The organism is Enterococcus saigonensis, from assembly GCF_011397115.1.
Taxonomy (GTDB): domain Bacteria; phylum Bacillota; class Bacilli; order Lactobacillales; family Enterococcaceae; genus Enterococcus_C; species Enterococcus_C saigonensis.
Genome location: NZ_AP022822.1, coordinates 592,843 through 619,005, shown reverse-complemented (window position 1 = coordinate 619,005; position 26,163 = coordinate 592,843). Strand labels below are relative to the sequence as shown.

At 34.4% G+C, this 26,163-nt stretch carries 27 protein-coding genes; 3 read left to right on the top strand and 24 right to left on the bottom strand.

Features of this window, described 5'->3' with window-relative positions; all coding sequences use genetic code 11:
- Window positions 1-212: 212 nt before the first annotated feature.
- From EsVE80_RS02830 to EsVE80_RS02805, 7 genes are all read right to left on the bottom strand, one after another.
- Entirely contained in the window at window positions 213-1,892 is a 1,680-nt protein-coding gene (locus tag EsVE80_RS02830; RefSeq protein WP_173102385.1) for a ribonuclease J, read from the bottom strand.
- 280 nt (window positions 1,893-2,172) lie between these two features.
- Complete coding sequence (locus EsVE80_RS02825; protein ID WP_173102384.1) at window positions 2,173-3,231, bottom strand: aspartate-semialdehyde dehydrogenase; 1,059 nt, start codon at window positions 3,229-3,231, stop codon at window positions 2,173-2,175.
- A gap of 176 nt (window positions 3,232-3,407) precedes the next feature.
- On the bottom strand, window positions 3,408-4,013 hold the full coding sequence (locus EsVE80_RS02820; RefSeq protein ID WP_173102383.1) for an alpha/beta hydrolase: 606 nt from the start codon (window positions 4,011-4,013) through the stop codon (window positions 3,408-3,410).
- 391 nt (window positions 4,014-4,404) lie between these two features.
- Entirely contained in the window at window positions 4,405-5,205 is an 801-nt protein-coding gene (locus tag EsVE80_RS02815) for a GH25 family lysozyme (RefSeq protein ID WP_232061261.1), read from the bottom strand.
- The gene (locus tag EsVE80_RS13825) at window positions 5,148-5,306 is read right to left on the bottom strand and encodes a hypothetical protein (RefSeq protein WP_232061258.1); all 159 of its coding nucleotides are present in this window, start codon (window positions 5,304-5,306) and stop codon (window positions 5,148-5,150) included. Before EsVE80_RS13825 ends, EsVE80_RS02815 begins: the two co-directional genes overlap by 58 nt.
- 125 nt (window positions 5,307-5,431) lie before the next feature.
- On the bottom strand, window positions 5,432-5,656 hold the full coding sequence (locus tag EsVE80_RS02810) for a DUF2922 domain-containing protein (RefSeq protein ID WP_173102382.1): 225 nt from the start codon (window positions 5,654-5,656) through the stop codon (window positions 5,432-5,434).
- Between the two features lie 63 nt (window positions 5,657-5,719).
- Window positions 5,720-5,926 carry a DUF1659 domain-containing protein gene (locus EsVE80_RS02805; protein WP_173102381.1) on the bottom strand — a complete coding sequence of 69 codons (207 nt, stop codon included), beginning with the start codon at window positions 5,924-5,926 and terminating at the stop codon, window positions 5,720-5,722.
- Window positions 5,927-6,277: 351 nt separating this feature from the next.
- On the opposite strand from EsVE80_RS02805, the gene serC reads away from it, so the two are divergent.
- The 3 genes from serC to EsVE80_RS02790 are packed head-to-tail and all read left to right on the top strand — an operon-like array spanning window position 6,278 to window position 9,775.
- A complete protein-coding gene (serC, locus tag EsVE80_RS02800) occupies window positions 6,278-7,363 on the top strand; it encodes a 3-phosphoserine/phosphohydroxythreonine transaminase (protein ID WP_173102380.1) in 1,086 nt (361 codons plus the stop codon).
- A 1-nt stretch (window position 7,364) separates the two neighbouring features.
- Window positions 7,365-8,549 (top strand): phosphoglycerate dehydrogenase, encoded by a 1,185-nt coding sequence (locus EsVE80_RS02795; RefSeq protein WP_173102379.1) that lies wholly within the window; start codon window positions 7,365-7,367, stop codon window positions 8,547-8,549.
- Window positions 8,549-9,775, top strand: coding sequence for a DUF1015 domain-containing protein (locus EsVE80_RS02790; RefSeq protein ID WP_173102378.1), 1,227 nt, complete (start codon window positions 8,549-8,551; stop codon window positions 9,773-9,775). Before EsVE80_RS02795 ends, EsVE80_RS02790 begins: the two co-directional genes overlap by 1 nt.
- Before the next feature lie 126 nt (window positions 9,776-9,901).
- Here EsVE80_RS02790 and EsVE80_RS02785 read toward each other — a convergent pair whose 3' ends face one another.
- The 17 genes from EsVE80_RS02785 to EsVE80_RS02705 all read right to left on the bottom strand — a co-directional run bounded on the left by EsVE80_RS02785 (window position 9,902) and on the right by EsVE80_RS02705 (window position 26,024).
- The gene (locus EsVE80_RS02785) at window positions 9,902-10,333 is read right to left on the bottom strand and encodes a universal stress protein (protein WP_173102377.1); all 432 of its coding nucleotides are present in this window, start codon (window positions 10,331-10,333) and stop codon (window positions 9,902-9,904) included.
- Between the two features lie 157 nt (window positions 10,334-10,490).
- Window positions 10,491-11,087 carry a DUF1361 domain-containing protein gene (locus EsVE80_RS02780; protein WP_173102376.1) on the bottom strand — a complete coding sequence of 199 codons (597 nt, stop codon included), beginning with the start codon at window positions 11,085-11,087 and terminating at the stop codon, window positions 10,491-10,493.
- 161 nt (window positions 11,088-11,248) lie between these two features.
- The gene (locus EsVE80_RS02775; protein ID WP_173102375.1) at window positions 11,249-12,415 is read right to left on the bottom strand and encodes a nucleotide sugar dehydrogenase; all 1,167 of its coding nucleotides are present in this window, start codon (window positions 12,413-12,415) and stop codon (window positions 11,249-11,251) included.
- Between the two features lie 30 nt (window positions 12,416-12,445).
- Window positions 12,446-13,633 carry a lipopolysaccharide biosynthesis protein gene (locus tag EsVE80_RS02770; RefSeq protein WP_173102374.1) on the bottom strand — a complete coding sequence of 396 codons (1,188 nt, stop codon included), beginning with the start codon at window positions 13,631-13,633 and terminating at the stop codon, window positions 12,446-12,448.
- A 3-nt stretch (window positions 13,634-13,636) separates the two neighbouring features.
- Window positions 13,637-14,902 carry an O-antigen polymerase gene (locus EsVE80_RS02765; protein WP_173102373.1) on the bottom strand — a complete coding sequence of 422 codons (1,266 nt, stop codon included), beginning with the start codon at window positions 14,900-14,902 and terminating at the stop codon, window positions 13,637-13,639.
- A gap of 21 nt (window positions 14,903-14,923) precedes the next feature.
- Complete coding sequence (locus EsVE80_RS02760) at window positions 14,924-15,802, bottom strand: AAC(3) family N-acetyltransferase (protein ID WP_173102372.1); 879 nt, start codon at window positions 15,800-15,802, stop codon at window positions 14,924-14,926.
- Window positions 15,789-16,577, bottom strand: coding sequence for a glycosyltransferase family A protein (locus tag EsVE80_RS02755; RefSeq protein ID WP_173102371.1), 789 nt, complete (start codon window positions 16,575-16,577; stop codon window positions 15,789-15,791). The genes EsVE80_RS02760 and EsVE80_RS02755 overlap by 14 nt, the downstream gene beginning before the upstream one ends.
- A complete protein-coding gene (locus tag EsVE80_RS02750; RefSeq protein WP_173102370.1) occupies window positions 16,570-17,718 on the bottom strand; it encodes a glycosyltransferase family 4 protein in 1,149 nt (382 codons plus the stop codon). The genes EsVE80_RS02755 and EsVE80_RS02750 overlap by 8 nt, the downstream gene beginning before the upstream one ends.
- A 34-nt stretch (window positions 17,719-17,752) precedes the next feature.
- Entirely contained in the window at window positions 17,753-18,532 is a 780-nt protein-coding gene (locus EsVE80_RS02745; protein WP_197745910.1) for a glycosyltransferase family 2 protein, read from the bottom strand.
- 4 nt (window positions 18,533-18,536) lie between these two features.
- Window positions 18,537-19,385 (bottom strand): NAD-dependent epimerase/dehydratase family protein, encoded by an 849-nt coding sequence (locus EsVE80_RS02740; protein WP_173102369.1) that lies wholly within the window; start codon window positions 19,383-19,385, stop codon window positions 18,537-18,539.
- The gene (locus tag EsVE80_RS02735) at window positions 19,382-19,951 is read right to left on the bottom strand and encodes a sugar transferase (RefSeq protein ID WP_232061307.1); all 570 of its coding nucleotides are present in this window, start codon (window positions 19,949-19,951) and stop codon (window positions 19,382-19,384) included. The genes EsVE80_RS02740 and EsVE80_RS02735 overlap by 4 nt, the downstream gene beginning before the upstream one ends.
- 60 nt (window positions 19,952-20,011) lie before the next feature.
- Window positions 20,012-21,841, bottom strand: coding sequence for a polysaccharide biosynthesis protein (locus EsVE80_RS02730; RefSeq protein ID WP_173102367.1), 1,830 nt, complete (start codon window positions 21,839-21,841; stop codon window positions 20,012-20,014).
- A gap of 12 nt (window positions 21,842-21,853) precedes the next feature.
- Window positions 21,854-22,618, bottom strand: a complete 765-nt coding sequence (locus tag EsVE80_RS02725; RefSeq protein WP_173102366.1) for a tyrosine-protein phosphatase — start codon at window positions 22,616-22,618, stop codon at window positions 21,854-21,856.
- A 25-nt stretch (window positions 22,619-22,643) separates the two neighbouring features.
- Complete coding sequence (locus EsVE80_RS02720; RefSeq protein ID WP_173102365.1) at window positions 22,644-23,351, bottom strand: CpsD/CapB family tyrosine-protein kinase; 708 nt, start codon at window positions 23,349-23,351, stop codon at window positions 22,644-22,646.
- Between the two features lie 12 nt (window positions 23,352-23,363).
- The gene (locus EsVE80_RS02715; protein WP_173102364.1) at window positions 23,364-24,155 is read right to left on the bottom strand and encodes a YveK family protein; all 792 of its coding nucleotides are present in this window, start codon (window positions 24,153-24,155) and stop codon (window positions 23,364-23,366) included.
- Window positions 24,156-24,171: 16 nt separating this feature from the next.
- Entirely contained in the window at window positions 24,172-25,104 is a 933-nt protein-coding gene (locus EsVE80_RS02710) for an LCP family glycopolymer transferase (protein WP_173102363.1), read from the bottom strand.
- Between the two features lie 14 nt (window positions 25,105-25,118).
- Window positions 25,119-26,024: a hypothetical protein gene (locus EsVE80_RS02705; RefSeq protein ID WP_173102362.1), complete on the bottom strand. Its 906-nt coding sequence runs from the start codon at window positions 26,022-26,024 to the stop codon at window positions 25,119-25,121.
- Window positions 26,025-26,163: the final 139 nt, after the last annotated feature.

Here is a 26,163-nt window from a genome sequence, read left to right as displayed (position 1 = left end):
CTTCTATTTTTTTCATTTTGACGATTACTAGTTATTTCGATTGTCTACCCACTAAAATCGACACTAGAGTAGTATAATCGTTTTTCATAAAGATTTCATATGTTTTGTTTAAAAAAAAGATTTTAACTATCCTAGTCTTCGCTTAAAAAACTAAATGGCGCTCTTAATAAGAAAAACACTGAAACATTTAAAAATGTTTCAGTGTTTTAGGTTTATTTTCTTTTTTGGCGTTGGGAAGACTCCATAATAACTGGGAGAATAACCGGGCGTCGTTTCGTTTGTTCAAATAAGTAACGACTTAGACGATCGCGAATGTCTTGTTTGAGTTTACTCCATTCAAACTCATCATCTTGTAAATGCTTCTCAACAATTTCACTGACCATATCCGCACTTTCGCGAATCAAATCACGACTTGCTTTCACATAGACAAAGCCTCGTGACGTAATTTGCGGCGCTGAAACAATTTTTTTCTCACGACGATTGATAGTCACAACCGCAATAAAAATACCGTCTTCTGATAAAATTTTACGATCGCGTAATACAATATTACCAATGTCGCCAACGCCAATTCCATCAATTAAGACATTTTCTGCCGGTACAGAACCCGCTTGAGACATTTGACCATTTTTGTATTCCAAAATATCACCACGGGCTGTGATAAAGATGTTCTTCAACGGAATCCCTGTTAATTGCGCTAGTTGTGCATGCGCAGCTAGTTGACGATATTCTCCTTGAATTGGAATTAAATATTTTGGCTTTAATAAATTCAACATTAATTGTAAATCATCAGGATTAGCATGCCCTGAAACCCGCATGTTATCTGAAATTTGTTTTACCGTACCACCAGCTCGAAAAACAATATCTTCTGTTTTTGCCACGGTGGTTTCCATAGCCGTTGTCGGCGTTGTCGTAATATAGACTAAATCGCCTTCTTGGATACGTAATGTTCGATGAGAACCATTGGCCATTCGTTGTAATGATTTAATCGGTTCTCCCATCCGTCCTGTCTCTAAGACAATAATCTCTTCGGGAGGATAGTTTTTCATCTCTTTTTGTGTGATAAACAAATCTTCGTCAGGTAATTCTAATTTATTTAATTTCATCGCCGTTCGAATAATTCGGCCAAAATCTTGCCCGGTTAAAACGACTTTACGATTACAACGGTAAGCTGCATTTAATACTTGTTGGACTCGTTGCAAGTTGCTGGCAACTCCGGCAACAATAATTCGGCCTTCCCAATATTTAATCGTGTCATATACTTCATCGGCGATTTGACGTTCAGAAGCAACCGGCGTAGCATTTTCTGCATTACTAGAGGTGCTTAAAAGTGCCAAAACACCTTCTTTACCAATTTCTGCAATCCGTGCAAAATCTGTTTGATACATTGGCACGGCAGCTTGATCGAATTTAAAATCACCAGTGTAAACAATGTTGCCGACTGATGTTTTTAATGTAATTCCTACAGAATCCGGAATGGAATGCGTAGTTCTAAAAAATCCAACTGTTGTTGTACCAAAATCGATTTCTGTATGCTCATCGATTATATGAAAATCTCGAAACTTCTTAGTAGCATCATTTTTTTGAACGCCAATTTTGGCTAACTCAATGGTTAATTTGGTTCCAAATACAGGTACGTCAACTTTTTCTAAAAAGTAAGGCAGTGCACCAATGGCATCGGCATGTCCATGGGTCAAAAAGACACCGACAACGCGATCTGCATTTTCTACTAAATAAGTAAAGTCAGGAATTACAGTATCAATTCCCAATAATTCATTTTCAGGGTATTTTAACCCACAATCTAATACATAAATATCATCTTCCACTTCGGCGATGTACATATTTTTGCCGTTTTCTCGAACGCCGCCTAATGGAATGATCTTGATGTTACTCAAAAACATTCACCTCTCAAATTTTTTCTATATAATAAATATAATATTTCCTTTTCTGTGCCCAACTAGCCACTGTCCATTATACACTAAAAAGGAGCAAAAAGCGGCGGCAAACTGCTAATTTGTCCTGGAAGCGTTTTGCAGCAAAATTTTTTTTAAAAAATTACGTAATTTGAATACACAAAAATAAAAAAAGCTCCCAAGCGGGATGATAACTTTTCACACGTAAAACAGCAAAAATTACCATCACTTACTTGGGAGATTCTTAGATTAACTAGTGTATTTAGTTAGGGACGCGTACTAAGTTTAGTTCATGTAAAGTTTCTGCAATTTGAACGGAATTCCAGGCTGCACCTTTTAATAGGTTATCGGAAACTACCCACATGTGTAGTCCTGTTTTTACGTCTAAATCACGGCGAATCCGACCAACAAACGTATCTTTTTTATCTACACTATTTAAAGCTTGGGGATAAACTTGTTGACTCGGATCGTCTTGTAAAGTCACTCCAGGTGCTTTTTCTAACAAATCTCTAACGGCCTGAGGTGTCATTTCTTTTTCTGTTTCAATATAAATTGATTCAGAATGACCACTCACTACAGGAATCCGAACACAAGTTGCAGCAACTTTTATGGCATCGTCTTCCATAATTTTATGTGTTTCATTAATCATTTTCCACTCTTCGTACGTATAATCATCTTCAGCAAAAACATCAATTTGCGGAAGCGCGTTAAAGGCAATGGGATAATGCAATTTATCACTTCCTGCAGGCAAAATTTGCGGATCTAGTTCCTCTTTGCTTTTACCGTCTAACAAAGCTTGCGCCTCTTGTTTTAATTCTTCAATTGCTTTTGCTCCAGCACCAGAGACAGCTTGATAAGTGGATACAATAATCCGTTTTAAGCCAGCAGTTTGGCGAATCGGTTCTAAAGCTACCATCATTTGAATTGTGGAACAATTGGGATTGGCAATAATTCCTTTGTGACGTTTTAAAGCATCCGGATTTACTTCTGGTACCACTAACGGCACATTTGGGTCCATACGAAAATGACTGGTATTGTCCACGACAACTGCACCCCGTTTTACTGCTTCTGGTGCAAAAACTTTTGAAATACTCCCACCAGCAGAGAATAGGGCAATATCAATACCATTAAACGAATCTGGTACTAATTCTTCAATTGTTAAAGGTGCTCCTTTAAATTCTCTTGTTTTCCCGGCAGAACGTTTTGAAGCCAACAACTTCACACTTTCAATTGGCAGTGTAGTGTCTTCCAACATTTCAATCATTTTTGTTCCTACAGCTCCTGTTGCTCCCACTACAGCGATACGATATCCTTTTTCCATCTACTACACCCCTATGCATAAATTTGAGCCTGTCTTTGACAAGAATTGATATTTTGGCTAGTTTAGCACAATCTGAAATAAATTTCAGTAACTACCAAAAAATATTTCAAAGATTATATCCATGAGCTTCAATTAGACAAACAGCTATCGTTTTAACCAAACGACAGCTGCTTTTTCTATAATGGGATATGGTGCAACCAATTGCGAGCATGATTCACTTCTTCTGCTGATAATTGATGTCCTTGTGACGTTTGTTTAATGGTTAAATCTGCTCCCCGTTGCTCAAAAGATGCCGCTAGCTCATTGAAAGATTCCAAGGTGACAATGGGATCTCCTTGACCAAAAGAAAGCCATATCCGTTTCTCTTTTAGACTAAATTGTTTTTCATGCACACCTAAAGACATCGGGTGGAAAAATAAACCTTGCGTTAATTCGGTTTCTCTTTCTAATAATAAATGAGCCGCAATATTAGCACCATTCGAGTACCCGACCAAAATCCAATCACTTAAGGGAACATTTTTTTCTGCACTAATTTGTTTAATTTCTTCGTACAACTTATCGGTTTCTTCTTCTAGGCTATCCAGATCAAATTGGTTTAAGCCATTGCGCTTAAAAAAGCGATTCATTCCATCTTCTTTTACTTCGCCGCGAAATGATAAAATTTCACAACCGCCATCTAAAAAGCGGGCAATATCTACTAAGGAAGTTTCATCACCGCCAGTACCATGTAACAGCAATAACTTCTTGCCATCTTCTGTGCCAGCATCATATAAGTATTTCATTTTTTCCCCTCCAATTTTAGCTATGCCAATTCAATATAATAGATAATAGCTTCAAATAACACAGTTTTATAACCCATTTTAAATTAACTGTACTTTATTCATTTCATTATTTTTTTCAGTGAAACTGTTATTCCAGCATTATCAAAAAACACTCGCCAGCTTACTATTTGTAAGTATACTACCAAATAGATTGATTTTCTTCAATTATTTTACCCTTTTTCGGAAAGTCACTTTAGTTAACTTTCTGATCATCCTATACTATACTGTGGTTGAAGGGAATTTTGGGGAAGATTTCCGACAACGTGTAAGGGGAGAATGCGATTCCTTACATCATTGTGGCTAAATTTTTAGCAAAAATAAGGCTTGGATAAATTTATCCAAGCCTTATTTTTTATTTCATTTTACCATAAGCTGTTATTTTTCCTATTGCTAAATAGCCTTCTTCCCCTTTTTGTCGTGGCTGTACTGCCCACAAATAACCTTGGTTTAAAATAATATCATCAAATTTTATCTGATTACCTTTATAAAGGAGTGCAATGACTTGACTTGTGGTATTTGCTTTTTCACGCAAATAGACAGCAGTATTGAGAGTGAATACTTTCAACGTCTTTAATCCTCCTTCTACCGGTTTTTCCTCAAGAGATGTTTCTGGTAAAGACGGCTTTTCTTCGATTAATACTTTTGTTCCAAAAAGTGTTGCAAAATCTTTACCACCAGTCAAACGATTTAAATCAATTGGTCCTTTGTAACCAGGAATACGTCCATTAGAAGTATATTGATGAATATCGTAACGATTGGTACAAGTCGGATTAAACCCTTCATAGCCCCCATTATTTTGTCCATAAGCAGGAATCCAGATTGCGTCAAATTTTTCCACTTCAAGATTAAATTGCCGGTACAAATGATTGGCAATATAGACACCTACTTTTTTTGCACCCAAGCGCTTTAGCTCTTGACGATAACTTTCGCATCCGCTGCGCATATCGTGATAAGATTTTTCTTCTACGTCTAGCCACCAAAATGTTGGCTGAAATTTTGCCGCCCGCTGATAAAAATCACGGGCTTCTTGTTTCATATCTGCAATACTCGTCCCCCTTACCCAAGCATATACAGCTACTGGAACTTTATATTCCTTTAATTTTCTAAGATGCGTTTCAAAATGTATATCTCGGTGGAGGGACCCATATTGCACCCGTACAATTGCCCATCAATATTTTTGGCTAACTTACCATAATCAATTGCCTCAGGTAATTGCCATTCACTAATGTCAAGAATCACTGGTTTTGGAATCATACTATCCTCCTATTTGCCAATTTTTAATAACTGAAGGCTGCAAACCTCAGCTTGTCTAAACTGCCTTATCCGCAACTTTTTAGCCCGTAATTTCTAATAGTTTGCAGCCTACAACTTCACAAATCTTATGCTTCGTCAGAAAAGAGTTCTGTTTCAATCGTTTCAACGTATTTTGCGCTAGCTGGAGCGACAAACAAAGTCACACCTTTTTTAACAAATAACGATAACCCACTGATTTCTTCCATTACTTGTTGGACTTCTGTAACACCTAAGTTTTCATTTGCAATACGGGGGATTATTTTGTGCTTTTTACCTTCACTATTTAAAAAAGTTAAATGCAGTTTTTTCATCTTGTTTTCCTCCTCTATATCCTTTTTTAGCATTCATTTCTACGCTTTTTTGCATATTATTTATTACGCGGTATACTCAATTTCCTTTGTCTCTACCACACTGTTGTAACTAACATTTTCTGGTAATAATTGACTAAACGCACGACCAAAAGTTAAAACATCTGTTTCAGAGGGATTTTCCACGCTATTTGAAAATTTTTGTTTACTAAGCGTTTCTTTCCCTGGTTCCAAAAATGTGACAGCTAAATTCGTACTAATGTGTGTTTTCATAACAATTCCTCCTCATAATTACTATTTTTTGAAACTACTTGTTTTCGATCGATTAAATATAGTAGTTTGCTGATTTTCTTCAGTAAGTGGCGCCCTTACACATTAACAACGAAATCTCACTGGAAAATGTCAAAAGATTTAAAAAAAAATACAAAAATTTTTTCGTTATTTCATTTCGAACATTTGTGATTCAATTCACTTATTAACTTCATTTCCCTATTATGGATAAACTTCCACGCGTTGTTTATTTGCAATTTTCTGAAAAATCACTTTAAAAGCAGAAATTCATCTGTTACAATAAGCGATAACTCATTTAGAGTTAAAATTACTTTTTCAAAGGAGAGAATAGCTATGACTGTTTACAATTTTTCAGCCGGTCCTGCCGTATTACCTACACCCGTCTTGGAGCAGGCCCAATCCGAATTTACGGATTACCAAGGTAGCGGCATGTCCGTAATGGAGTTGAGTCATCGTTCCTCCTTTTTTGATGCAATTATTAAAGATGCCAAAAAACGCTTGCGGGAATTAATGAATATCCCAGATAACTATCATATTTTATTCTTACAAGGAGGCGCAAGCTTGCAATTTTCAATGGTGCCGTTAAATTTAGCGCAAAATAAAAAAGCCTTGTATGTCAATACCGGCTCATGGTCGAAAAAAGCAATTGGAGCCGCTAAAATGCTCGACAATGTCGCAGTTGAAGTGATTGCTTCATCAGAGGAAGATAACTTCACGTATATTCCTGATATTACGCCAGATATGATTGATCAAGATGCCGCCTATTTACACATTACAACTAATAACACCATTGTAGGTACTGCTTTTCAAACTATTCCGGATGCAGGGAAAGTTCCAATTGTAGCCGATATGTCATCCAATATTCTGGCCAATGATTACAATGTAGAAGATTTTGGAATCATTTATGCTGGTGCCCAGAAAAATATTGGTCCAGCTGGTTTAACTGTGGTGATTATTCGCGATGATTTGTTAGGCCTGTGTGAAGTAAATGAACCCATGCTCGATTATAAAATTCACACCGAAGCAAACTCGTTATACAATACACCACCAACATTTGCCATTTATATTGCCCAACTGGTTTTCAAATGGTTACAAGACTTAGGTGGATTACCTGAAATCTTAAAGCAAGATCAAGAAAAGGCACAACTACTTTACGACGCGATTGAAAAATCAAGTATATTTACTAGTCCTGTCCGCCAAGATAGCCGTTCAATTACGAATATTCCTTTTGTGACTGGCGATGAAGAATTGGATAAAAAATTCAACGCTGAAGCTTTGGCCGCAGGTTTTGAGAACTTAAAAGGACACCGTTCCGTTGGCGGCATGCGGGCAAGTCTGTACAATGCCTTTCCAAAAGAAGGTGTAACAGCCCTCGTTGCTTTCATGGAAAAATTCGAAAAAGAAAATGGAGGCGCATAAGATGTTTCACATTAAAACCTTTAACGCAATTGCTCCCGAAGGCATGAATCGCTTTGAAAAAGATAATTATGCCATTAATGAAAGTGATACGCCGGATGGAATCATATTGCGTAGTCAAAAACTGCATGATTACACTTTTCCTAAAAGTGTTTTAGCTGTTGCTCGTGCTGGTGCCGGAACCAATAATATCCCCGTGGCAAAGTGCACCGAACAAGGAATTGTGGTTTTTAATACCCCTGGTGCCAATGCGAATGCCGTCAAAGAACTGGTTCTTGCTAGCCTGTTATTATCTGTACGCCCCATTTTACAAGGTGCCCAGTGGATTCAAAGCTTAACCGGAGAAGCTATCGAAGAACAAGCCGAAGCAAATAAAAAACAATTTGCCGGTCACGAATTAGAAGGTAAAAAATTAGGTGTCATTGGCCTTGGCGCTATTGGTGCTATGATTGCAAACGATGCCTATCGCTTAGGCATGGAAGTTGTCGGCTATGATCCTTATGTTTCTGTTGATACCGCTTGGAGTATTTCCCGGCGTGTAACCCGGGCCAATGAATTGGCTGATGTGTTAACAACGTGCGATTTTATTACTGTCCATGTGCCCTTGTCAGAACAAACAAAAGGAATGATTGGCCAAGCAGAACTCGCCAAAATGAAAAATGATGCCAAACTATTCAACTTTGCCCGCGGCGGCATTGTAGACGACGCTGCTGTCTTACAAGCCTTAGAGGCCGATCAATTAGCCGGATATACCACAGATTTTGCTGACGAAAAATTATTGCACAATGACAAAGTTTTAGTTTTGCCACACTTAGGCGCGTCGACAGAAGAAGCTGAAATCAACTGTGCCAAAATGGCTGCTCGCACATTAAAACGCTTTTTAGAAGAAGGGACGATTAAACGTTCGGTTAATTTTCCCACAGTAGAGATGGCCTTTCATTCTCCTTATCGTATTACCATTATTCATAAGAACATTCCCACTATGCTAGGTCAAATTTCTTCAACCATCGCCGAGATGAATATTAATATTGACAATATGATTAACCGTGGTCGCGATGATTATGCCTATACATTGGTTGACCTTAATTGTGACGATAAAAAAATTGCCCATGCAGTTGCAAATCGTTTAGAGGAAAACTCAGATATTATTCGTGTCCGGGTCATTAAAAATCCGGGGGTGAGTTATTAATGGTTGCTATCTTTCCTTTTAAAGCAATACGTCCAGCTAAAGAATTAGCCGCAAAAGTAGCGGCGCTGCCTTATGATGTCATTAATAGTGAAGAAGCGCGAGAAATGGCAGTAGATAATCCCTATAGCTACTTTCATATTGATCGTGCAGAGATTGACTTACCACAAGCGCTATCTCCCTATGATCCAGCAGTCTATCAAAAAGCGGCTACCAATTTAGCTGACTTTTTAAAGAATGGGTGGCTAAAAAAAGATGACGCCCCTTATTTTTATCTCTACCAATTAACGATGAATGGGCGCAGTCAAACAGGTTTAGCACTATGCGCTTCTATTGATGATTATGTTGCTGGAAAAATTAAAAAGCATGAATTTACCCGACCCGAAAAAGAAGTTGATCGCATTCACCATATTAAAGCTTGCGATGCCAACACCAGCCCCATTTTCTTAGCTTATCGCCAGGAAGACCAAATTCAGACACTAGTAAAAGATTGGCAAAAAAATCACACAGCTGTTTACGACTTTGATAGCTATCATGCTGTGAACCATAAAGTCTGGGTAATAGATGATGAAAATGTTGTCACAACTTTAACTACATTATTTGAAGCAATTCCTGCTCTGTACATTGCTGACGGTCATCACCGAACCGAATCGGCGGTTAAAGTCGGGTTAGAAAAACGCGCCCAAGGTACGAACAGCCCTGAAAGTGATCACTTCCTAGCCATCGTCTTTCCAGAAAATGAACTAGCCATTTGGGAGTACAATCGGGTTGTCAATATTCCCATTACAGATACTTTTTTGGATCAGCTTAATGTAAGTTTTACAATTAAAAAAACAACGAAAACAAAACCCGCTGCTCCGGGAGAAATTCACATGTATCTACCGGGACAATGGTACAGCCTGACGGCAAAAGAGACGATTAAAGACGAAAATCCCGTGAAACGATTAGACGTATCTTTATTACAAGACAATGTTTTTGAGCCGATCTTTGGGATTAAAGATGTTAGAGTCGATAAACGGATTGATTTTATCGGTGGTATTCGCGGCTCGGAAGAACTAGTCAAACTTGTCGACAGTGGCACATGGCAAGTTGCCTTCTCGCTATACCCGACAGCCATGAGCGATCTATTAGACGTCGCCGACGCAGGAAAAATCATGCCGCCAAAATCAACTTGGTTTGAACCAAAGTTATTAAGCGGCCTCTTCTTACATGATTTAGAAACAAAATAAGTTGTTCATTTTTTTATGGGTCAGTTGTGCCCCCTCTTTCAACTGCCCCATAAAAATGAAGCATATAAAAAGCGACTGCCCAGTGTCTTTTAGAAGACATGTCTGACAGTCGCTTTTAATTTACAATTACTTCACCATTAAAACGGTACAAGGGGCGTGATTTACGATATATTGAATAGTAGAACCCACTTTTTCTCGGGTCAACGAACCCTTACCAGTAGCCCCTGCCACAATCAAGTCAATCTCATACTCAGTCGGAATGATTGTAGCGATATAAGTCTTGGGCTCACCAACCTCTAAAATCTCTGCAATATTTTCAATCCCGGCTTTACGGGCCAGTTCCACTAGATTTGCTAGAAGCATCTTTGCTTTTCCTTGCTCTTCTTTTAAAATCTTTGACACAGCAAATGAACTCGTTGAAAGTGACGCTTCATCAATAATATACGCGAGGTACAACTTGCTATTGTTAGCTTTGGCAAAAGCAACAGCTTCATGAAATGCCTTCTCTGCATTTTTTGATCCATCAATCGCCACTAAAATATTTTGGTAATGAGTCATTTTATCCCCTCCTAAGCACTCTTAAATAAAAAGGCAACCACATGAAATCCTTTTCTTTAATTCAAAAGTACCATAAAAGAATGAGACTGGCTAATAAGAAGTAGGAAAAAATTGGCTAAAGCTATCTTTCAATGATAGCTTTAGCCAATTTTTTTAATTAAATATTTTCTCCTTTTCGTCCCATCAACAAATTTTGAATAGACAAGACAACCAAAATTCCCAGATGAAGAACAAAGAACAACAGGACAAACTCTAGTTTTTTTAACGACCACTGTAAAAATACAATATCGAATACTTTTAATGGGTCAGTCAAAAAGTAGATGGAATGTAACCGCGGTGGAAATCTCCCCGCATAGATTCCCATCGAAGAAAGAAAACAGATTGCAGCAACTATCAAGCGAATTCCATAACTGTGCAGATTCAGTTTATCCTTGAAATAACGTGCCAATTTTAACAACTCAGAAAAACCCCATAAATTAAAGGCAAATATTACTAAGAATAACGCAATCAAAAGTGCCCATAAGCGGACACTCGGTAAACTACTCCCATCAGCGTAATTATACAACTGTAACATATCCGAGTGCACAATATCAGTCACAAGATACGGAATATTCGGGAAAAATAGCAACCAAATACAACCTAAAATGACTTGTAATAGCGGCGAACGCACATCCTTAATATGAAATGACAATTCTAATGGAATATAGGCCAGCAAAGTATTGAGTGATAGAAAATAAAATTTGGTCGTATACATTATAGCGATGGTGAGCAGTGCTATTAAACGGATTAGGTTTTTGTAGATGGGAGCCACCTCCAAATACTTTTTTAAGATTAGAACATAAATTGGAGTATAAGCAAAATAATAAGAAGAAGGATCAAACTAAACTTGATAAATTATTCTTATTATAAAGGCAATTAATCTCTTTGAAAAATGTCACGTGTATAAACTTTATCAGCAACATCTTTTAACACAGATTCCAATCGATTAGATACAATCACATCAGATACTTTTTTAAATTCATCAAAATCTTTAATAACTTTTGAGTTGAAGAAATTATCCGCCTCTAATGTAGGTTCGTAAACTACAACTTCAATCCCTTTCGCTTTAATACGTTTCATAACACCCTGAATAGAAGAATATCTGAAGTTATCCGAATTAGCCTTCATCGTTAACCGATAGATTCCTACAACTTTAGGATTTTTAGCAATAATTTGATCTGCAATAAAGTCTTTACGTGTCGTGTTTGCATCTACAATGGCACCAATGATATTGCTTGGTACATCTTCATAATTTGCACGTAATTGTTTTGTATCTTTAGGTAAGCAATAACCACCATAGCCAAAAGATGGATTGTTATAATGACTTCCAATACGAGGATCTAAGCCAACACCTTCGATAATTTGTTTCGAATTTAATCCTCTCGATTCTGCATATGTATCTAGCTCATTGAAATATGCAACCCGTAAAGCTAAATAGGTATTTGAAAATAGTTTGATTGCTTCTGCTTCTGTCGGATGCGTCAATAAGACAGGAATATCCTCTTCTAATGCATTTTCTTTAAACATATCTGCAATCTCTTGACCACGGTCTGAGCATTCCCCAACAACAATTCGTGAGGGATGAAGATTATCATATAACGCTTTTCCTTCTCGTAAAAATTCAGGAGAAAAGATGATATTCTCAGTTTGATATTTTGCTTTTAAATCTAAAGTATACCCAACCGGAACCGTCGATTTAATAATAAATGTCGCATCTGGACGAATTGCTAATGCTTTTTCAATTACATCTTCCACTGTAGAAGTATTAAAATAATTTTTCTTTTCATCGTAATCAGTTGGCGTTGCAATAATTAAATAATCTCCAAAATTGACCGCATCCACAAAATCTTTAGTAAATTCTAAATTTAAATCATCGCGCTCTAAAAACTCATGAACTTCTTTATCTTCTAATGGTGACTGACGCTTTTGTAGCATATCGATTTTTGTTTCTACAATATCGTATGCCTTAACATCTTCTTTTTGTGATAATAATAATGCATTTGCTAAACCTACATAACCTAAACCAAAAACTGATACTTTCATTATTATTCCATCTCCAATTTAATAAAAATATTATTTTATATATCTGCTTCCTATAACACATAATAAAACTATTTTTAATATAGCTACCAAAACATTCGATAAACAAAATCCAATTAGACCAAATGAATTAATTGCACAAAATCCAATTCCAAAATAAAGAAAAATATGGCTGATTTGAATAAACATTTGCCACCCTATAGGACAAAACTTCAAAATCATAGGTTGAATAAATCCCGCAGAAGCCGTTAAAATTGAGGCCAAATTAGCAATGTGTACATAACTATAAATTTCATCGGTAGCAGTTGGATAAAGCAAACCTAAAAGAGGTCCAGCAAAAAATAGTGAAATTATATAAAAAATACTGCATAAAAGAAAATTCAAAAAATTAGTCTTCCAAAAAAATTTTTTTGAGATTCTTTCTGTATCAGAAAAGTTACTTAGTAAAACAGTTGATACTGGACCTAGACCCATCCCAATAAGTTTTCCGAACAATGAGGCAATATAATAAATTGCTACTTGTTCTGCACCTAAGATTGGAAACAAAAAAAGTCTATCCGCATAAGTTGTTAAACTAATCATCACTGAAGACGAAGAGATAATCAAGACTCTTTGTAATGTTTTATACCAATAATCACTTTTCTTTGTTTTTATTCTCCAGAAAAATGTCCTTTTTAATTCATAAATAACAGTAAAAAGCATTCCCATAAAAAATATCAACAACCACTCTTTTGTAAAAAAAAATAAAATTATACCAAGTAAATATCCTGCTGCTTGATATAAGTTACTTTTCATGACTGCTAAAAAATTCTTATCAATATTAAATTCTGAGGTTAAATACTGATTCCCTATACCCAAAATTATAAAAATATATAATAATAGAGCTGGTATAACTTCTAATTTTATACTTAATAGATTTAAAATTAACCACAATAACGGCAATGATATTAAAGCTAAAATCAAAAAAATTCTATTATAATCTTCGATAATATTTCTTTTGTGATACTTATTATTTAAAATTATTCTGGTGTTGTTTAAGCCCACACCAAAAATCTGACTTAAAATATTCGCAATACTTATCAATGTAAGAATGATTCCATAGTTATTAACAGTTGTTTGTCGTGCGAGTAATGGCAAAATTAATAACTGTATTAATACAACGGGTATAAAACTAGCAATAATATTATATAGCGAATTCATTATAAATGCCTTTTTTTTCATCTACTATAATTTTTCCTTCCTATTCTTTGGAATTAACCATAGTACTACTCCAGTTAAAAGTAGCCCATGAGTTAAAAGAACTGTAAAAAAAGAAGAACTGATAAATGTATATGCAACTGTAATAACAGCTCCTATTAAAATCTTAAATTCAATTCCTACAGTACAGCCATCCAATACTTTTAAAGTTAAAATGATTAGAAGAGGCATAATAACAATTCCGCCTATACCTAGATTGTAATATGCATCAGAGAATAAACCATTATTTGCTAACATAGTCTCTGCATTAAAATAATGTAAACCTATTAAATTAGGTATACTCATGTTATAAGGAGAATCAATGCCGATTCTTCCAAGAAGACCTTGTCTAAAAAAATCTTTAGGATTTTGTCCAAAAAAATCAAAATAATATATATTTAATAAATTTGGTAAAAACATCGCTCTACGAATAAAAAAATTAACTAAAAAGTTGGTTCTCATAACTATAACTTCTAAAAAAGAAAATACACTAGAGATAAAAATAATAATAGAAAATGTGCTTATTTTAATACGCTTTACAAAAAAATAAATTATATATGTTAATACAATTGAAAATAGAGTAGATTTTGATCCATCCACAGAAAAAGATAAAAACTGTATTATAAATAATCCTATTGCGATTCCATATTTTTTTATTGAGTAAAAATATATTGATAAAATAGGAATAACTACTTTTGCAGCTGAAAATAGATAAGTAAATATCAAAGGTAATTCAATATTTCTAATCTCGTCCCTAAGTTCATAAACATTTAAAAGATTAAAATTAAGTCTAAAACCCGCATATCTTCCTGATAAAAAAATAATAAATAGTGAAAAGAAAATAGTAGCTATAAAAATTAGTTTTTCGCTTAATACGCTATCAACTTTAGGTAAATAAATAGTCGGTATAATTCTTATAAATATCAATAGAAAAACCCAGTATAAAAGAAAACAAGTAACAAATAGTACATTCTGTGGCATAAAGCTATACAAAGTCAATGCTGGTATAAAATTAATTAGTATAAAAACCAATACTACAGCACGACTTAGATTTTCACTCTTATAATATAGAGAAGTAATCATAGGGAGAAATAAGGAGAAAACAACCCAAAAAAATAAATACCTTTCAAGATTGAAGTCGTTCTTAAACCCATTATAATAAAAACTTGTAGAAATAAAATATTTATATATACAGTCTAGGCATATTTTATACATTATCAAAATAGCCATCTGTATTAACCTTTTTATATTCAAAAAGACCTCTCCTTAACTTAGCTATATTTTATAAAATTTTATATTGCTATTCATCATCTGTTTTGCAGTATCAAAAATATCAACCGCATTACAGCAATAACAATCTAATTTTCCCTTTTTTAAATATTTATGATGGGTATTTTTAGCAAGTTTGGAAATATTTCTTTTATCATTTTTCAAGCCATCCGCACGAACAATTATATTTTTTTCAATCTTTGATCTATCTTCTAAGACTAATGTAGTATTTAGTTCCTTTCCAATTATCTTTTCAAAATTTTTATTATCTTTTAAAAGTCTATAAACAACATAATGAATAAACGTTATTTTATGGGGATGTTTGCCTATTCCAAGACATAAAATCTTTCCATCATTTACTAACAAATCATTAAAAGGAGATTTTTCATCAAATGGATATCTAGATTTAATGTGGTTATCCTTATAACAGCTATCTTTACCATTCAGATAACTAACAGAAAAATACGAATTCAACGACCGTTTAATTGGATAATTACTTCTAAATACTTCGGTGATTTTTCCAAACGAAGATGGAGTATACAGTACATCTAAAAAATTCTGATTGTCTCCTGAACCTGGCATCATCAAAACACCACTTTCTCCTATTTTAGAAAGAATCTTATTTATTAGAATTTCAGAATTCATATTTTCAAATTGAAAGAAACTTTTAAGCGAGCAATGTAGAAAAATATAGTCTCCCTCTTGTAACCCCATATATTCCAATATGCAGTCTAATTCATCTATACTGAACGTCTTTTGATTGAATTTGATATATAAATTCTTTTTTTTTCTTACAAACGCATCAGAAATAGTTTCATTTTCCCGAGCTTTAACAACTATTCTCAAATATTTTCTGATCAATAATCTAATTTTATTTTTTTTCAAAGTCTTTTTTCCCTTTCAAAATAAGCTTATAACATTCAAAAAAACTAATTTCATATTTTTTAAAATTTTTAAATGCAAAGTAAAATATTCTTGGATAAAGTTGAAATTTGAAAAGTTCAGAAAAACATGCACCTGTATCATATAATAATTTTTCATTATATCCCGTAAACCAACTTGAGACAGAGTTACTATCAAGTCTTCCTATTGTGATAGGCAATCCTACTATTTTCAGACCGCTCTTTAGACAATCTCTTAAAAATAAAGTATCTTCTCCAGCACTATAGGAAGCACCCCCTCCAAACAAAACACTAAATGTTATTCTCTTTTTTAAAATACTACTTCGTTTAACAGCAATTCTAGCAGCACCAAATCGGGTAAAATTGAGCCAATTTATATTCATTTTCTTTTTTATGATAAATCGAGAATTTTTTACTTCGTCTAAATTAAAAATAATTACATCAGCTTCTTTGTTCTGTTCAAATGCTTTTTTTATCACTTCAGCGTAATTATCATAATAAATAACATCATCATCAGCGATAATGCATATTTCCTTATCTGACCTAAAAAGAGAGTTGTTCCTATTTAATCCTACACCACGCTCAGAAAAGTTGAAAATTTGTACGGAATTCTCCTTAAAAAAAATATTTTCCTTAGAGAATTTATTAGTTTGATTAGCAATAATTGCACTGGTTTTTATATTCTGTTTCTCCAGAAGTGAATAAAAATTATCTTGTTCAACTGTTGCTATTAACACATCTACTTCTTTGTTATTCATGTCTTATTAACTCATTCCAATCATTAATTATTGATTCTTCAGAAAATTTATTTCCCTTTGATATGTTGTAAGAATTTAATGACATCTTTTCAAGAACATCTCTATTTCTATAAAAAAACAAAATTTTCAATTCAAGGAAATCAATAAGCTTCTTGTCAAGAATATCTGAATTATTGATTGTCTGGTTTCTATTATTCCATACAGATTCATTTGGTAAGTCATCCGGACTAAAAAAATAAAATTTAGGTTTAGTTAAAAAACCGTTAACTTCATTCTGTACTAATTCTTTAATTGCATACAAATCAGTTGAAATAATTGGAAGTCCTGCTTTCATAGCCTCTAATATAACTATCCCAAAACTATCATCACTTGTTGGATGTACCAGAATATGATGGTTAAAATACAATTTTTCTAAACTTTTATTATCTAAATTAAACTCAATTAATTCAACGTTTTTTGAAGTCACTATCCTATTAAGTATCTCTGGATTTAACAAATTACTATTTGTTACAATTGATAAACTGATGTCAAAATACTCAAGTCTTTTCATTAACTCTATTAACTCAAGTCCTCCTTTTGAAATAAATCTTTTACCTTGTGCAATAAATAAAAGTCTTAATTTTTTTTCCTTGGATTTTTTACTTAAAGAAGCAAGACTAAAGAATGAATTGTCTTTTATTAAGGGATATATTGTCTTTTTCTTTATATTTCCAGGAAGTGGGCCACAAACTTCAGAAAAAGTTTTTTCGCATGCCTCAGACATAAAAATGACAGCATATAAATTTTTACTTTCTAATAATTTTTTTATTTTTCTTTTTCCAAGAAGAGACTTACCTCTTAATAATGAATAATGATATAAGGCAGTAGGGTTTTCTACATAAAGAATATATGGAGAATTTGAGTCAACAAATCTATTAAAGCTAAAAATCAAATCATTTTTTGTTATATCATCTCTATTTCCGTTTAATACCTGAATTATACCTAAGTGATCAAATAGCCTGCTTCTAACAATTTTTGAGATTAATTCTTTTTTCCAAGAATTAATTTCATATATCTGTTTTTTTTCACTTAATAAAAATTTCCCATTGATATTCTTGTTATTAAATAGATAATTAAAAAAACCTCTGGTTTGAGATAGCACAAATATTTTTTTTATGATCTTTCATCCTATTCTTTTAAACTCTTTTTATAACAGCATTCAAACAATAAAAAGTAAAATAGTAACACGATTTAATAATATCAAATTTTTCAACATTTCTATAAAGGTACCATGTTCTTGACAAGGCCTTTATTTTATTGGATGAGAGGGAGTTTAGCCCCCGACGATATATTGATAATGATTGATTAATTCCTAGAGCATCTACCCCACTCTTAAGTATTTTCCACCATGTTGCAGTATCCTGACCACGCCTAACATTTGGCATATAAATTAATTCTTTTCCCAATCTATCTACATCTAACATAACCGTTGAAGTAAAAATAATTGTATTTTTTAATGACTTTTTATAATTAATTACCTTAGGAACTCGAACCTCTCTAAGAAAATTATTTCCAGTTTCGTCAGAAAAAAAATAACCAGTAAATGAGAAGGCACAATTTCTTTTTTTCATAAAATCAATTTGAATTTCTATTTTTTCATCGAACCAATAATCGTCTGAATCTAAAAAAGCAATATACTTTCCTTTACTATTTTGGATTCCGACATTTCTAGCAATTGCGGCACCTGAATTTTTATCAAGTGCTATAACCCTCAATCTACTATCTTTAAAAGATAAATTTTTAACTACATTAATTGTCTCATCAGTTGAATTATCATCGACTACAATAATTTCAATATATTTATATGTTTGATTCATCACTGAATTAATAGTTTTCAAAATATATTTTTCTGAATTGAAAGTAGGAATGATAACTGATACTAAAGATTTATCGATATCCATTTCAAGTTTTTCCATCCTTCTATTTTTCCGTTTTCTTTATACTATCTTCTAAGGTTACAAAGTGACTATTATAGAGATAATTAGACTTAAGTAAGTCTTCCTCATAAAATAAATCACCAAAAACCTTTTCAAAAGTAGTATTAAACCGCATCATTATGTTTATCACTTTTGAAAAACCAGGAAGTATCACTATTTTCTTTCCGTTTTCCTGAGCAATTAATTGAACCATCTGTGAAGTATTTACATACTCTTTATTCTGAGGATAGAAAATTCCCGAAGTTTCATTATCTATTATGGCTTTCAAAAAAATATTCAAATTCCCGATAAATAACATACTTCTTTTATTATTTATTTTTGGAAAAATCGGTATTTTTTTTGCGAATTTAGCTAATCTCGTATAGTTTCCAATTGAATTTTTTCCGTAGATCATTGGAGGACGTAATATTACAACTTTAAAATCATCGTCATTCAAACTACTAATTAATTTTTCACCTTCCAATTTTGACTTTCCATAAGGATTTTGGGGAACTAAAGGTGTTTTAGAAGAAATATGTCCTACACTATTCCCATAGACTGCCATTGTACTAAAATATATAAACTGCTTTACTCCCGAAATTTTTGCCATTTTTGCAGTTTCATAAGCTAAATCCCGATTAACTCTATAGTATAAACTTTCATCTTTTTCTTTACTGTGCACAATAGCAGCTAAATGAATTACTATATCGTAATTGGAAAATTCAAAGTTTTTCCAATTATCATCCTTCATGTTTAAACTGTTAACAAAAAAATCATGTGAAAAATATTTCAAATATTCAATAAAACTATTCCCAACATAGCTATTTTTTCCAGTAATTAATATCCGCTTCATCGAATTTCCTCTTTTTCTTCTAAAGTACCTGTTCCACCTTCAACAACGCCATCACTCTTGAACACTGCAACTATTGTACCAATGAAGCACTTTAAATCCATTATAAAAGAGATATTTTGTGTATAATCACCATCAATCTTTGCTTTTACAGGGATTGCTAATTCATCACGACCACTAATTTGAGCCAAACCGGTCAATCCAGGCCGGATATCATTAGCTTGATATTTATCTCTTTCCTCAATTAGATCGTATTGATTCCAAAGTGCTGGACGTGGTCCAATGACCGCCATGTCACCTTTTAAAATATTAAAAAGTTGAGGCAACTCATCAAGACTAGTTTTTCGTAGAAATTTCCCTACTTTCGTAATAAAAAAATCAGGATTTTCTAATAAATGAGTTGGCATCTCTTTAGGCGTATCAACTTTCATAGTTCGAAATTTCAAAATATTAAAGTGACTCTTATTTAACCCAACTCTTTTCTGTTTGAAAATAATCGGACCACGAGAGTCAATTTTTATGGCGATACAAAGAATTAATAGAATTGGTGAGAGAATAATAATTCCCATTAGTGCTAAAATAAAATCAACGACTCTTTTTATGCTATTTTGATACACGCATAGCTCCTCCTATTTACTGGATGCATTGGCAAAAGCAACAACCTCTTTAGCCAATTCTTTATCATCAACATTTGCTAGACTTTGAACAAACGTCATAACGTGCTCTAAGTCAAAGCCTTTAATGTTCCCAACAAAAATCTTTTCATAAACTTCTTCATCGTTACGTTCCTTATCCAACATTAGTTCTTCATAAAGTTTTTCCCCAGGACGAATTCCCGCTTCGACAATTTTAATATCATCTTCACTGTAGCCGCTCAAGCGAATCATATTTTTCGCTAAATCTAAAATCTTCACTGGTTCACCCATATCTAAAACGAAGATTTCGCCACCTTTTGCCAGTGCTCCCGATTGAATTACTAACCGACTGGCCTCAGGTATAGTCATGAAATATCGCGTCATGCGAAAATCTGTGACAGTCACGGGGCCACCTTTAGCGATTTGTTCTCTAAATAATGGAATAACACTCCCCCGAGAGCCTAATACATTCCCAAATCGCACAGCAGAAAATTTCGTTTTTCCAGTTTCATTAAGACTAGTTACAATCATTTCTGCAATTCGTTTTGTAGACCCCATCACATTAGGTGGATTATTGGCTTTATCTGTTGAGATCATAACAAAGTTCTTTACATTATTTGCCTTAGCAGCTTCAGCCACATTTTTGGTACCAAACACATTATTTTTCACAGATTCTCTGGGATTATACTCCATTAGAGGAACATGTTTATGGGCTGCTGCGTGATACACGATATCCGGTTGATACCGTTCCATTAATTCAAAAATTAATTTACGATCTTGCACATCGGCGATAATTGGCACATAGTCGATTATCTTGTCTTTATATTTTGTGGTCAATTCTCGATGAATTTGGTAAATTGAATTTTCTCCGTGACCCAGTAATAAAATTCGTTTCGGGTTAAAATTAGAAACTTGCCGACATATTTCTGACCCAATTGATCCGCCTGCTCCAGTTACTAAGATGGTTTTTCCCGTTAATTGATCCTTAATCGAAGCAATATCTAATGTTACTTCTTCTCTACCAAGCAAATCCACAACATCAATTTCTTTTAAACGTGATAAGCTAACTTTTCCTGCGGCAACTTCTTCCATTGAAGGCATCGTGTTAACTTTCACTTCAGATGATTCCAATAATTGAAAAATCTCACGCAACTTTTTTCGTTGTAAGGAAGGAATAGCAATTGTCACCATATCGATATTATTTTGTCGTACAAGTTCTGGTAAATCGCGAACTTTTCCCAATACCCGTCTACCCGAAAGATAAATTTTTTGCTTATTTGGGTCATCGTCAACAAAACCAATGACATCAATGTCACCCGCTGTTTTGGAACCTAAAAAACTATTTAGAAGAATACGTCCCCCTTCGCCAGCACCAACAATTAGGGTACGTTTCTCTTCATTTATATCTTGATTTGTCCCTCGCATATTTCGCCATTCAACAAACAGACGCCAGATAAGACGACTACTAATAATCAAAAATGTTGCTAAAATATATGTAAATAATTCTAAACGTCGACTAAAAAGATGATCTGCAAAAAAGGACAACACAATCAAACTCACCAAAGACTGAAAAGTCGTTGCTAAAAATATCGCAATCATTTCTCTTAAATTTGTATACCGATTAATTCGCGTAAAAACGTGAAAAGTAAAGCCAAAAACTAAATATAAGCCAATTGAAAGTAATGTAGATAAAAATACAAATTTTTCTGAAATTGGTACGAAAGGTTTCATAAATACATACGCTAATAAATTAGCAATCGCAATTAAAATACAGTCAACCACAACCAAAATTGCAATTTTTCTTCTTCTTGTTAGTGCAAACAACCCTTATTCCCCCTAAAATAACCCGAATTTTTTCTTTTTCACAACCGTATAATTCGGCATGACGATTTGATCCCCATTCAACAAATCTTTTGCTACTTGTTTCATTGCAGCAACTTTTTCTTCACCAAAATCCTTCGTAATTGCCTCATAAGCTTCTTTCAGATAGAAATTCCGCTTATTTACCCCATGAGCATCAGAAGCAACCATTTGCACCAGATTGTGTTCCACCATTTCTTTGGCGGTTTTCTGAATAGACTTCCCAAAAATTCCAACATAACTCGGTGCCGTTAATTGTGCCAAACATCCCATATCCAAATACTCTATTAATCGATTGGGATCCTCTCTAAATTTCGCATTTCGTTCTGGGTGTACGATAACCGGAATCTTCCCCAGACTACGTAATTGAAAGAAAATATCTTCAGTATATGCTGGGACATCCATTGTCGGAAACTCAATTAAAATATATGTATCAGCTAAATCTGTAAATAAAATATTATCATTTTGAACTTCTGAAATTAGCTCCCCCGTAATCCGAACTTCTTGTCCTTCCAGCACAGTCAGTGGCAAGTTACGCTTGTCCAATTCATCTTGTAGAGACAGGACTTGCGGTACAACGCTAGACTTTGGATTAGTATATTTGCCGTTATTATGATGGGGCGTACACAAGATATGTGTGATGCCTTGGCTAATTGCTTTTTCAGCCATTGCAATACTTGCTGCTAAATCTTCTGCTCCATCATCTATCCCGGGTAAAATATGACAATGTAAATCAATCATTGTACCGACACTCCTTTTAATTTAATTAACTGCCATAATAATAGTAGTAACCTTGATCTTTGGTATGTTGTGCGCCATTGTAGACAACGCCTAATACGCGGGCACCCACCATTTTTAATAAATCACGGGCTTTCACAAGTGATTCTTTACGAGAGACATTTTCACGAATAACCAGCACTGTACCGTCCGCTTTTGATGCCATGATTTGGGCATCGGTCACTGCTACAACCGGTGGCATATCAAAAATGACAATATCGTATAAATTGCGGGCTTCATCAATTACTTGATCCATTCGAGCAGAACCGAGTAACTCAGAAGGATTTGGAGCTTTGGGTCCGCTCGTTAGGATGGATAAATTCTCAATTCCTGATGGTTGGGCTGCTTCTAAGACACTTCTTTGAGTGCTTAGTACGGTACTTAATCCTACTTCATTACTTAAATTAAAGGTTTTATACACCGTAGGGTTACGCATATCCGCATCCACTAACAGCACCCGTTGCCCTGATTTTGCAAAGACAACTGCTAAATTGGCTGAACTTGTTGATTTACCTTCTCCGGGTCCTGAAGAGGTAACCACGATCGTTCTAATTTGACGATCAGCAGAAGAGGCAAATTGGATGTTGGTTCGAATCGTTCGAAACTGTTCTGAAATTGGTGAAGATGGATCGACTAATGTAATCAAACTCACGGGATGAGTTTGTGTGCCTTTACGTTCGGTATGTTTTTTTGACATTTTTACTCCTCCTTATACACGTGAGCGACTGCGTCGAGATGCACTTACTTCTTTTTTGTTCGAATTACTTGGTTTCTTAAACGAAGGAATTAGCGGTTTCTTTTGAATCGTAGCATCCAATTCTTTTTGACTCATTTGCGGTACCGTACCTAAAATGGTTAATCCCAAATCCTCAGAGACAAATTTATCATCTTTAACCGTCCGGTCTAATAATTCTAATAAGAAGGATAATCCCACGCCAATCATTAAACCTAGAACAAGACCAATAGCCAAGTTTAGTTTGTTGTTTGGTGATACGGGTGCCATACTTGCCGTTGCTTTTGAAATAATTGAAATTTTATTCACTTCTAAAACGTCTTTAGCTGTTTCTTGGAAAATTTGTGAAGTGGTATTGGCAATATGTTCTGCATTAATGGCGCTACTGTCGGTTGCCTTAATCGAAAACATTAATGAATTCTGTTGTTGCGTGACTTCTAGTGCTCCTTTAATCTCACCTGTTGTCATATCCAAATTATATTCTGATTCCAAACGATCTTTAACTTGATCAATAACCAAATCGCCGGTCACCAATTCTTTATAGGTATTAATCATTTGTAGATTTGTATTGACATCATTAGGGTTAGCCGTTGCATCTCCTTGTGGTAAAGTCACAATTAACTGCGCTTGCGAGCTATACTTTGGCGTAATAATAAAAAACGTTGCAATACCCGCTAAAGCTAAACCAATAAAACTGCAAATAAAAATTGAAGCTAAATGTTTTCGTAAAATATCAAAAATTTGTTTCAGACTAATTGTCTCTTCCATTTTTCCGCCACTTTCTTTAGTTATTTACATCGAGTGCTTTTTTCATTTCAGTTTGAACACGATTTAATTCGGTTTCACTAACCCGTTGGTAAGAAATACCGTCTTGCATGAAGCCTTCACCTTGCATTTGATCTTGTTGAATTTCTTCAAAAGCACCACGATAGTCTGCTGCAATTTTTTTCATATCATCAAAACTCATGTCCGTTTTGACATTAGTTTCCATAGCGTCCAATACTTCCTTATAGCGAGTTACACCATCAAACGTTAGTAATTGTTTGGCAACACCCGTTACAATTTTACGTTGGCGTTCTTGCCGTCCATAATCGCCTCGCGGATCTTCATGACGCATCCGCGAAAAAGATAATGCTTGGTCTCCATTCAGATGAATTTGGCCGTACTCAAAAGTGTAACTATCTTGAGTGAATTTTTGGTCGTTGCTTACTGTAATACCACCTACAGCATCAACCAACTCTTTTAAGCCCTTCATATTAATAGCCACATAGTGATCTACCGGAATATCCAAATACTTTTCAACTGTATCCATAGACATCCCCGCACCACCAAACGCATAAGCGTGATTAATTTTATCTTTGGTGCCTTTACCGACAATGTCGACATATGTATCGCGGGCGATACTGGTAATTAACGTTTTTTTAGCAGTAGGATTCACTGCGGCTACCATCATCGTGTCTGAACGGCCGATTTCTGTTCGCCCTAAGTCGCCTGTATCTATCCCTAGTAATAAAACAGAAAAAGGTTTTTTTTCTGCAATCACTTGTTTTTGTTCTTCTTTACGTTTCGTATCCAATTGTCTTTCTACAGATTCATACGTTTTCTTCACAGAACCACTTAAATCCATATAGACCTTCGCACCAATTCCCACTGCAGCAATTGTTAAAATCGCAATAAATCCTACAATTCCTAAAACAATCTTTTTGCCTTTAGACATATCTTTCTCCTTTTCTAATAGCCAGTTTCAGAATATGAATCTCCAGCTTCTGTATCGCTTGCTTCACTTTGATAATTACTTGCATCGTTTGCTTGCGTTGCTTCATCTGAATAAGACGCTGCGTCACTTGTTGCGTTATCATTATATCCCGTTGTACCTAGCCCTAATTGTTCTGAAATTTTGTCTGCTTTTTCGGTAAATTCTTCTTTCAAATTCTTGTTACGAACTTGGCTGATACTATTTACTAAACTTAAATACTTTTCATAGGTTGCTTTATTGGTGATTTTGTCATCTTTTAACATGCTCTCAAGAGATTTATTAATCTCTGCTACCCGCTTTAATTGAGCATCTGCGTAAGAAAGGTACTCTTTTACTAATTTTGTCCAGTCACTTTCATCGATAAAACTAACCCGTTCTCTGATTGTACCAACGTCCGTATCTTTTAACTTCGTTTTGATAACGACATTATTCTGTGCTTTTTGCCAGTTGCTCACTGGTTTTTCAAATAAAGTATCCACATTGTTTTGAATCGCAAATTTTGCTTCAGCATCTGCCATTTGCTTGTTTAGTACTTCTTTTTCTTTCGCAATCTTTTTCATATTCTTAGGCAAATCGTTTTCTTCGATACCAAAATCATCGGCTGAAACTTTGATTCCATCTAATTTTGCACCAGTCTGCGTTAATTCAGCTTCAGTAATGCCTCTTTTCAAAAAAACCTTTTCTTTACTAGTATAAAGAGCTGTGATTGCACTATTTACCTCGTTAATAGAGGCTTCATCTTTTTTGACTGCCGTTTCAGCATAGCTGACTTTTTGCTGATACTGTTTGTTGTTGTTTTCACGATAACCGACAAAACAAATCGCGACTGCACCAATTCCCACAGCTGCGACGGCGATCGTTTTAATAAGGGGGTTACCCATGTACGCACGCTCCTAACTCACTATAGATAACAATTATTTATACAAAATCTCTAGCCTATTATACGTTACAGTTAAGTATTTTTAAAGGGCAATTTCAATTTCCAAAGAATTCTAGCCGATAAAAGGAAAGTGGCTTTTT

Bases quoted from the DNA above. Each gene is read 5' to 3' on its own strand.
- EsVE80_RS02825 (WP_173102384.1), bottom strand. From the start codon at position 3,231: ATGGAAAAAGGATATCGTATCGCTGTAGTGGGAGCAACAGGAGCTGTA.
- EsVE80_RS02820 (WP_173102383.1), bottom strand. From the start codon at position 4,013: ATGAAATACTTATATGATGCTGGCACAGAAGATGGCAAGAAGTTATTG.
- EsVE80_RS13825 (WP_232061258.1), bottom strand. From the start codon at position 5,306: ATGATTCCAAAACCAGTGATTCTTGACATTAGTGAATGGCAATTACCT.
- EsVE80_RS02810 (WP_173102382.1), bottom strand. From the start codon at position 5,656: ATGAAAAAACTGCATTTAACTTTTTTAAATAGTGAAGGTAAAAAGCAC.
- EsVE80_RS02805 (WP_173102381.1), bottom strand. From the start codon at position 5,926: ATGAAAACACACATTAGTACGAATTTAGCTGTCACATTTTTGGAACCA.
- serC (WP_173102380.1), top strand. From the start codon at position 6,278: ATGACTGTTTACAATTTTTCAGCCGGTCCTGCCGTATTACCTACACCC.
- EsVE80_RS02795 (WP_173102379.1), top strand. From the start codon at position 7,365: ATGTTTCACATTAAAACCTTTAACGCAATTGCTCCCGAAGGCATGAAT.
- EsVE80_RS02790 (WP_173102378.1), top strand. From the start codon at position 8,549: ATGGTTGCTATCTTTCCTTTTAAAGCAATACGTCCAGCTAAAGAATTA.
- EsVE80_RS02785 (WP_173102377.1), bottom strand. From the start codon at position 10,333: ATGACTCATTACCAAAATATTTTAGTGGCGATTGATGGATCAAAAAAT.
- EsVE80_RS02780 (WP_173102376.1), bottom strand. From the start codon at position 11,087: ATGTATACGACCAAATTTTATTTTCTATCACTCAATACTTTGCTGGCC.
- EsVE80_RS02775 (WP_173102375.1), bottom strand. From the start codon at position 12,415: ATGAAAGTATCAGTTTTTGGTTTAGGTTATGTAGGTTTAGCAAATGCA.
- EsVE80_RS02770 (WP_173102374.1), bottom strand. From the start codon at position 13,633: ATGAAAAAAAAGGCATTTATAATGAATTCGCTATATAATATTATTGCT.
- EsVE80_RS02755 (WP_173102371.1), bottom strand. From the start codon at position 16,577: ATGAATAACAAAGAAGTAGATGTGTTAATAGCAACAGTTGAACAAGAT.
- EsVE80_RS02745 (WP_197745910.1), bottom strand. From the start codon at position 18,532: ATGGAAAAACTTGAAATGGATATCGATAAATCTTTAGTATCAGTTATC.
- EsVE80_RS02740 (WP_173102369.1), bottom strand. From the start codon at position 19,385: ATGAAGCGGATATTAATTACTGGAAAAAATAGCTATGTTGGGAATAGT.
- EsVE80_RS02735 (WP_232061307.1), bottom strand. From the start codon at position 19,951: ATGGGAATTATTATTCTCTCACCAATTCTATTAATTCTTTGTATCGCC.
- EsVE80_RS02725 (WP_173102366.1), bottom strand. From the start codon at position 22,618: ATGATTGATTTACATTGTCATATTTTACCCGGGATAGATGATGGAGCA.
- EsVE80_RS02720 (WP_173102365.1), bottom strand. From the start codon at position 23,351: ATGTCAAAAAAACATACCGAACGTAAAGGCACACAAACTCATCCCGTG.
- EsVE80_RS02715 (WP_173102364.1), bottom strand. From the start codon at position 24,155: ATGGAAGAGACAATTAGTCTGAAACAAATTTTTGATATTTTACGAAAA.
- EsVE80_RS02710 (WP_173102363.1), bottom strand. From the start codon at position 25,104: ATGTCTAAAGGCAAAAAGATTGTTTTAGGAATTGTAGGATTTATTGCG.
- EsVE80_RS02705 (WP_173102362.1), bottom strand. From the start codon at position 26,024: ATGGGTAACCCCCTTATTAAAACGATCGCCGTCGCAGCTGTGGGAATT.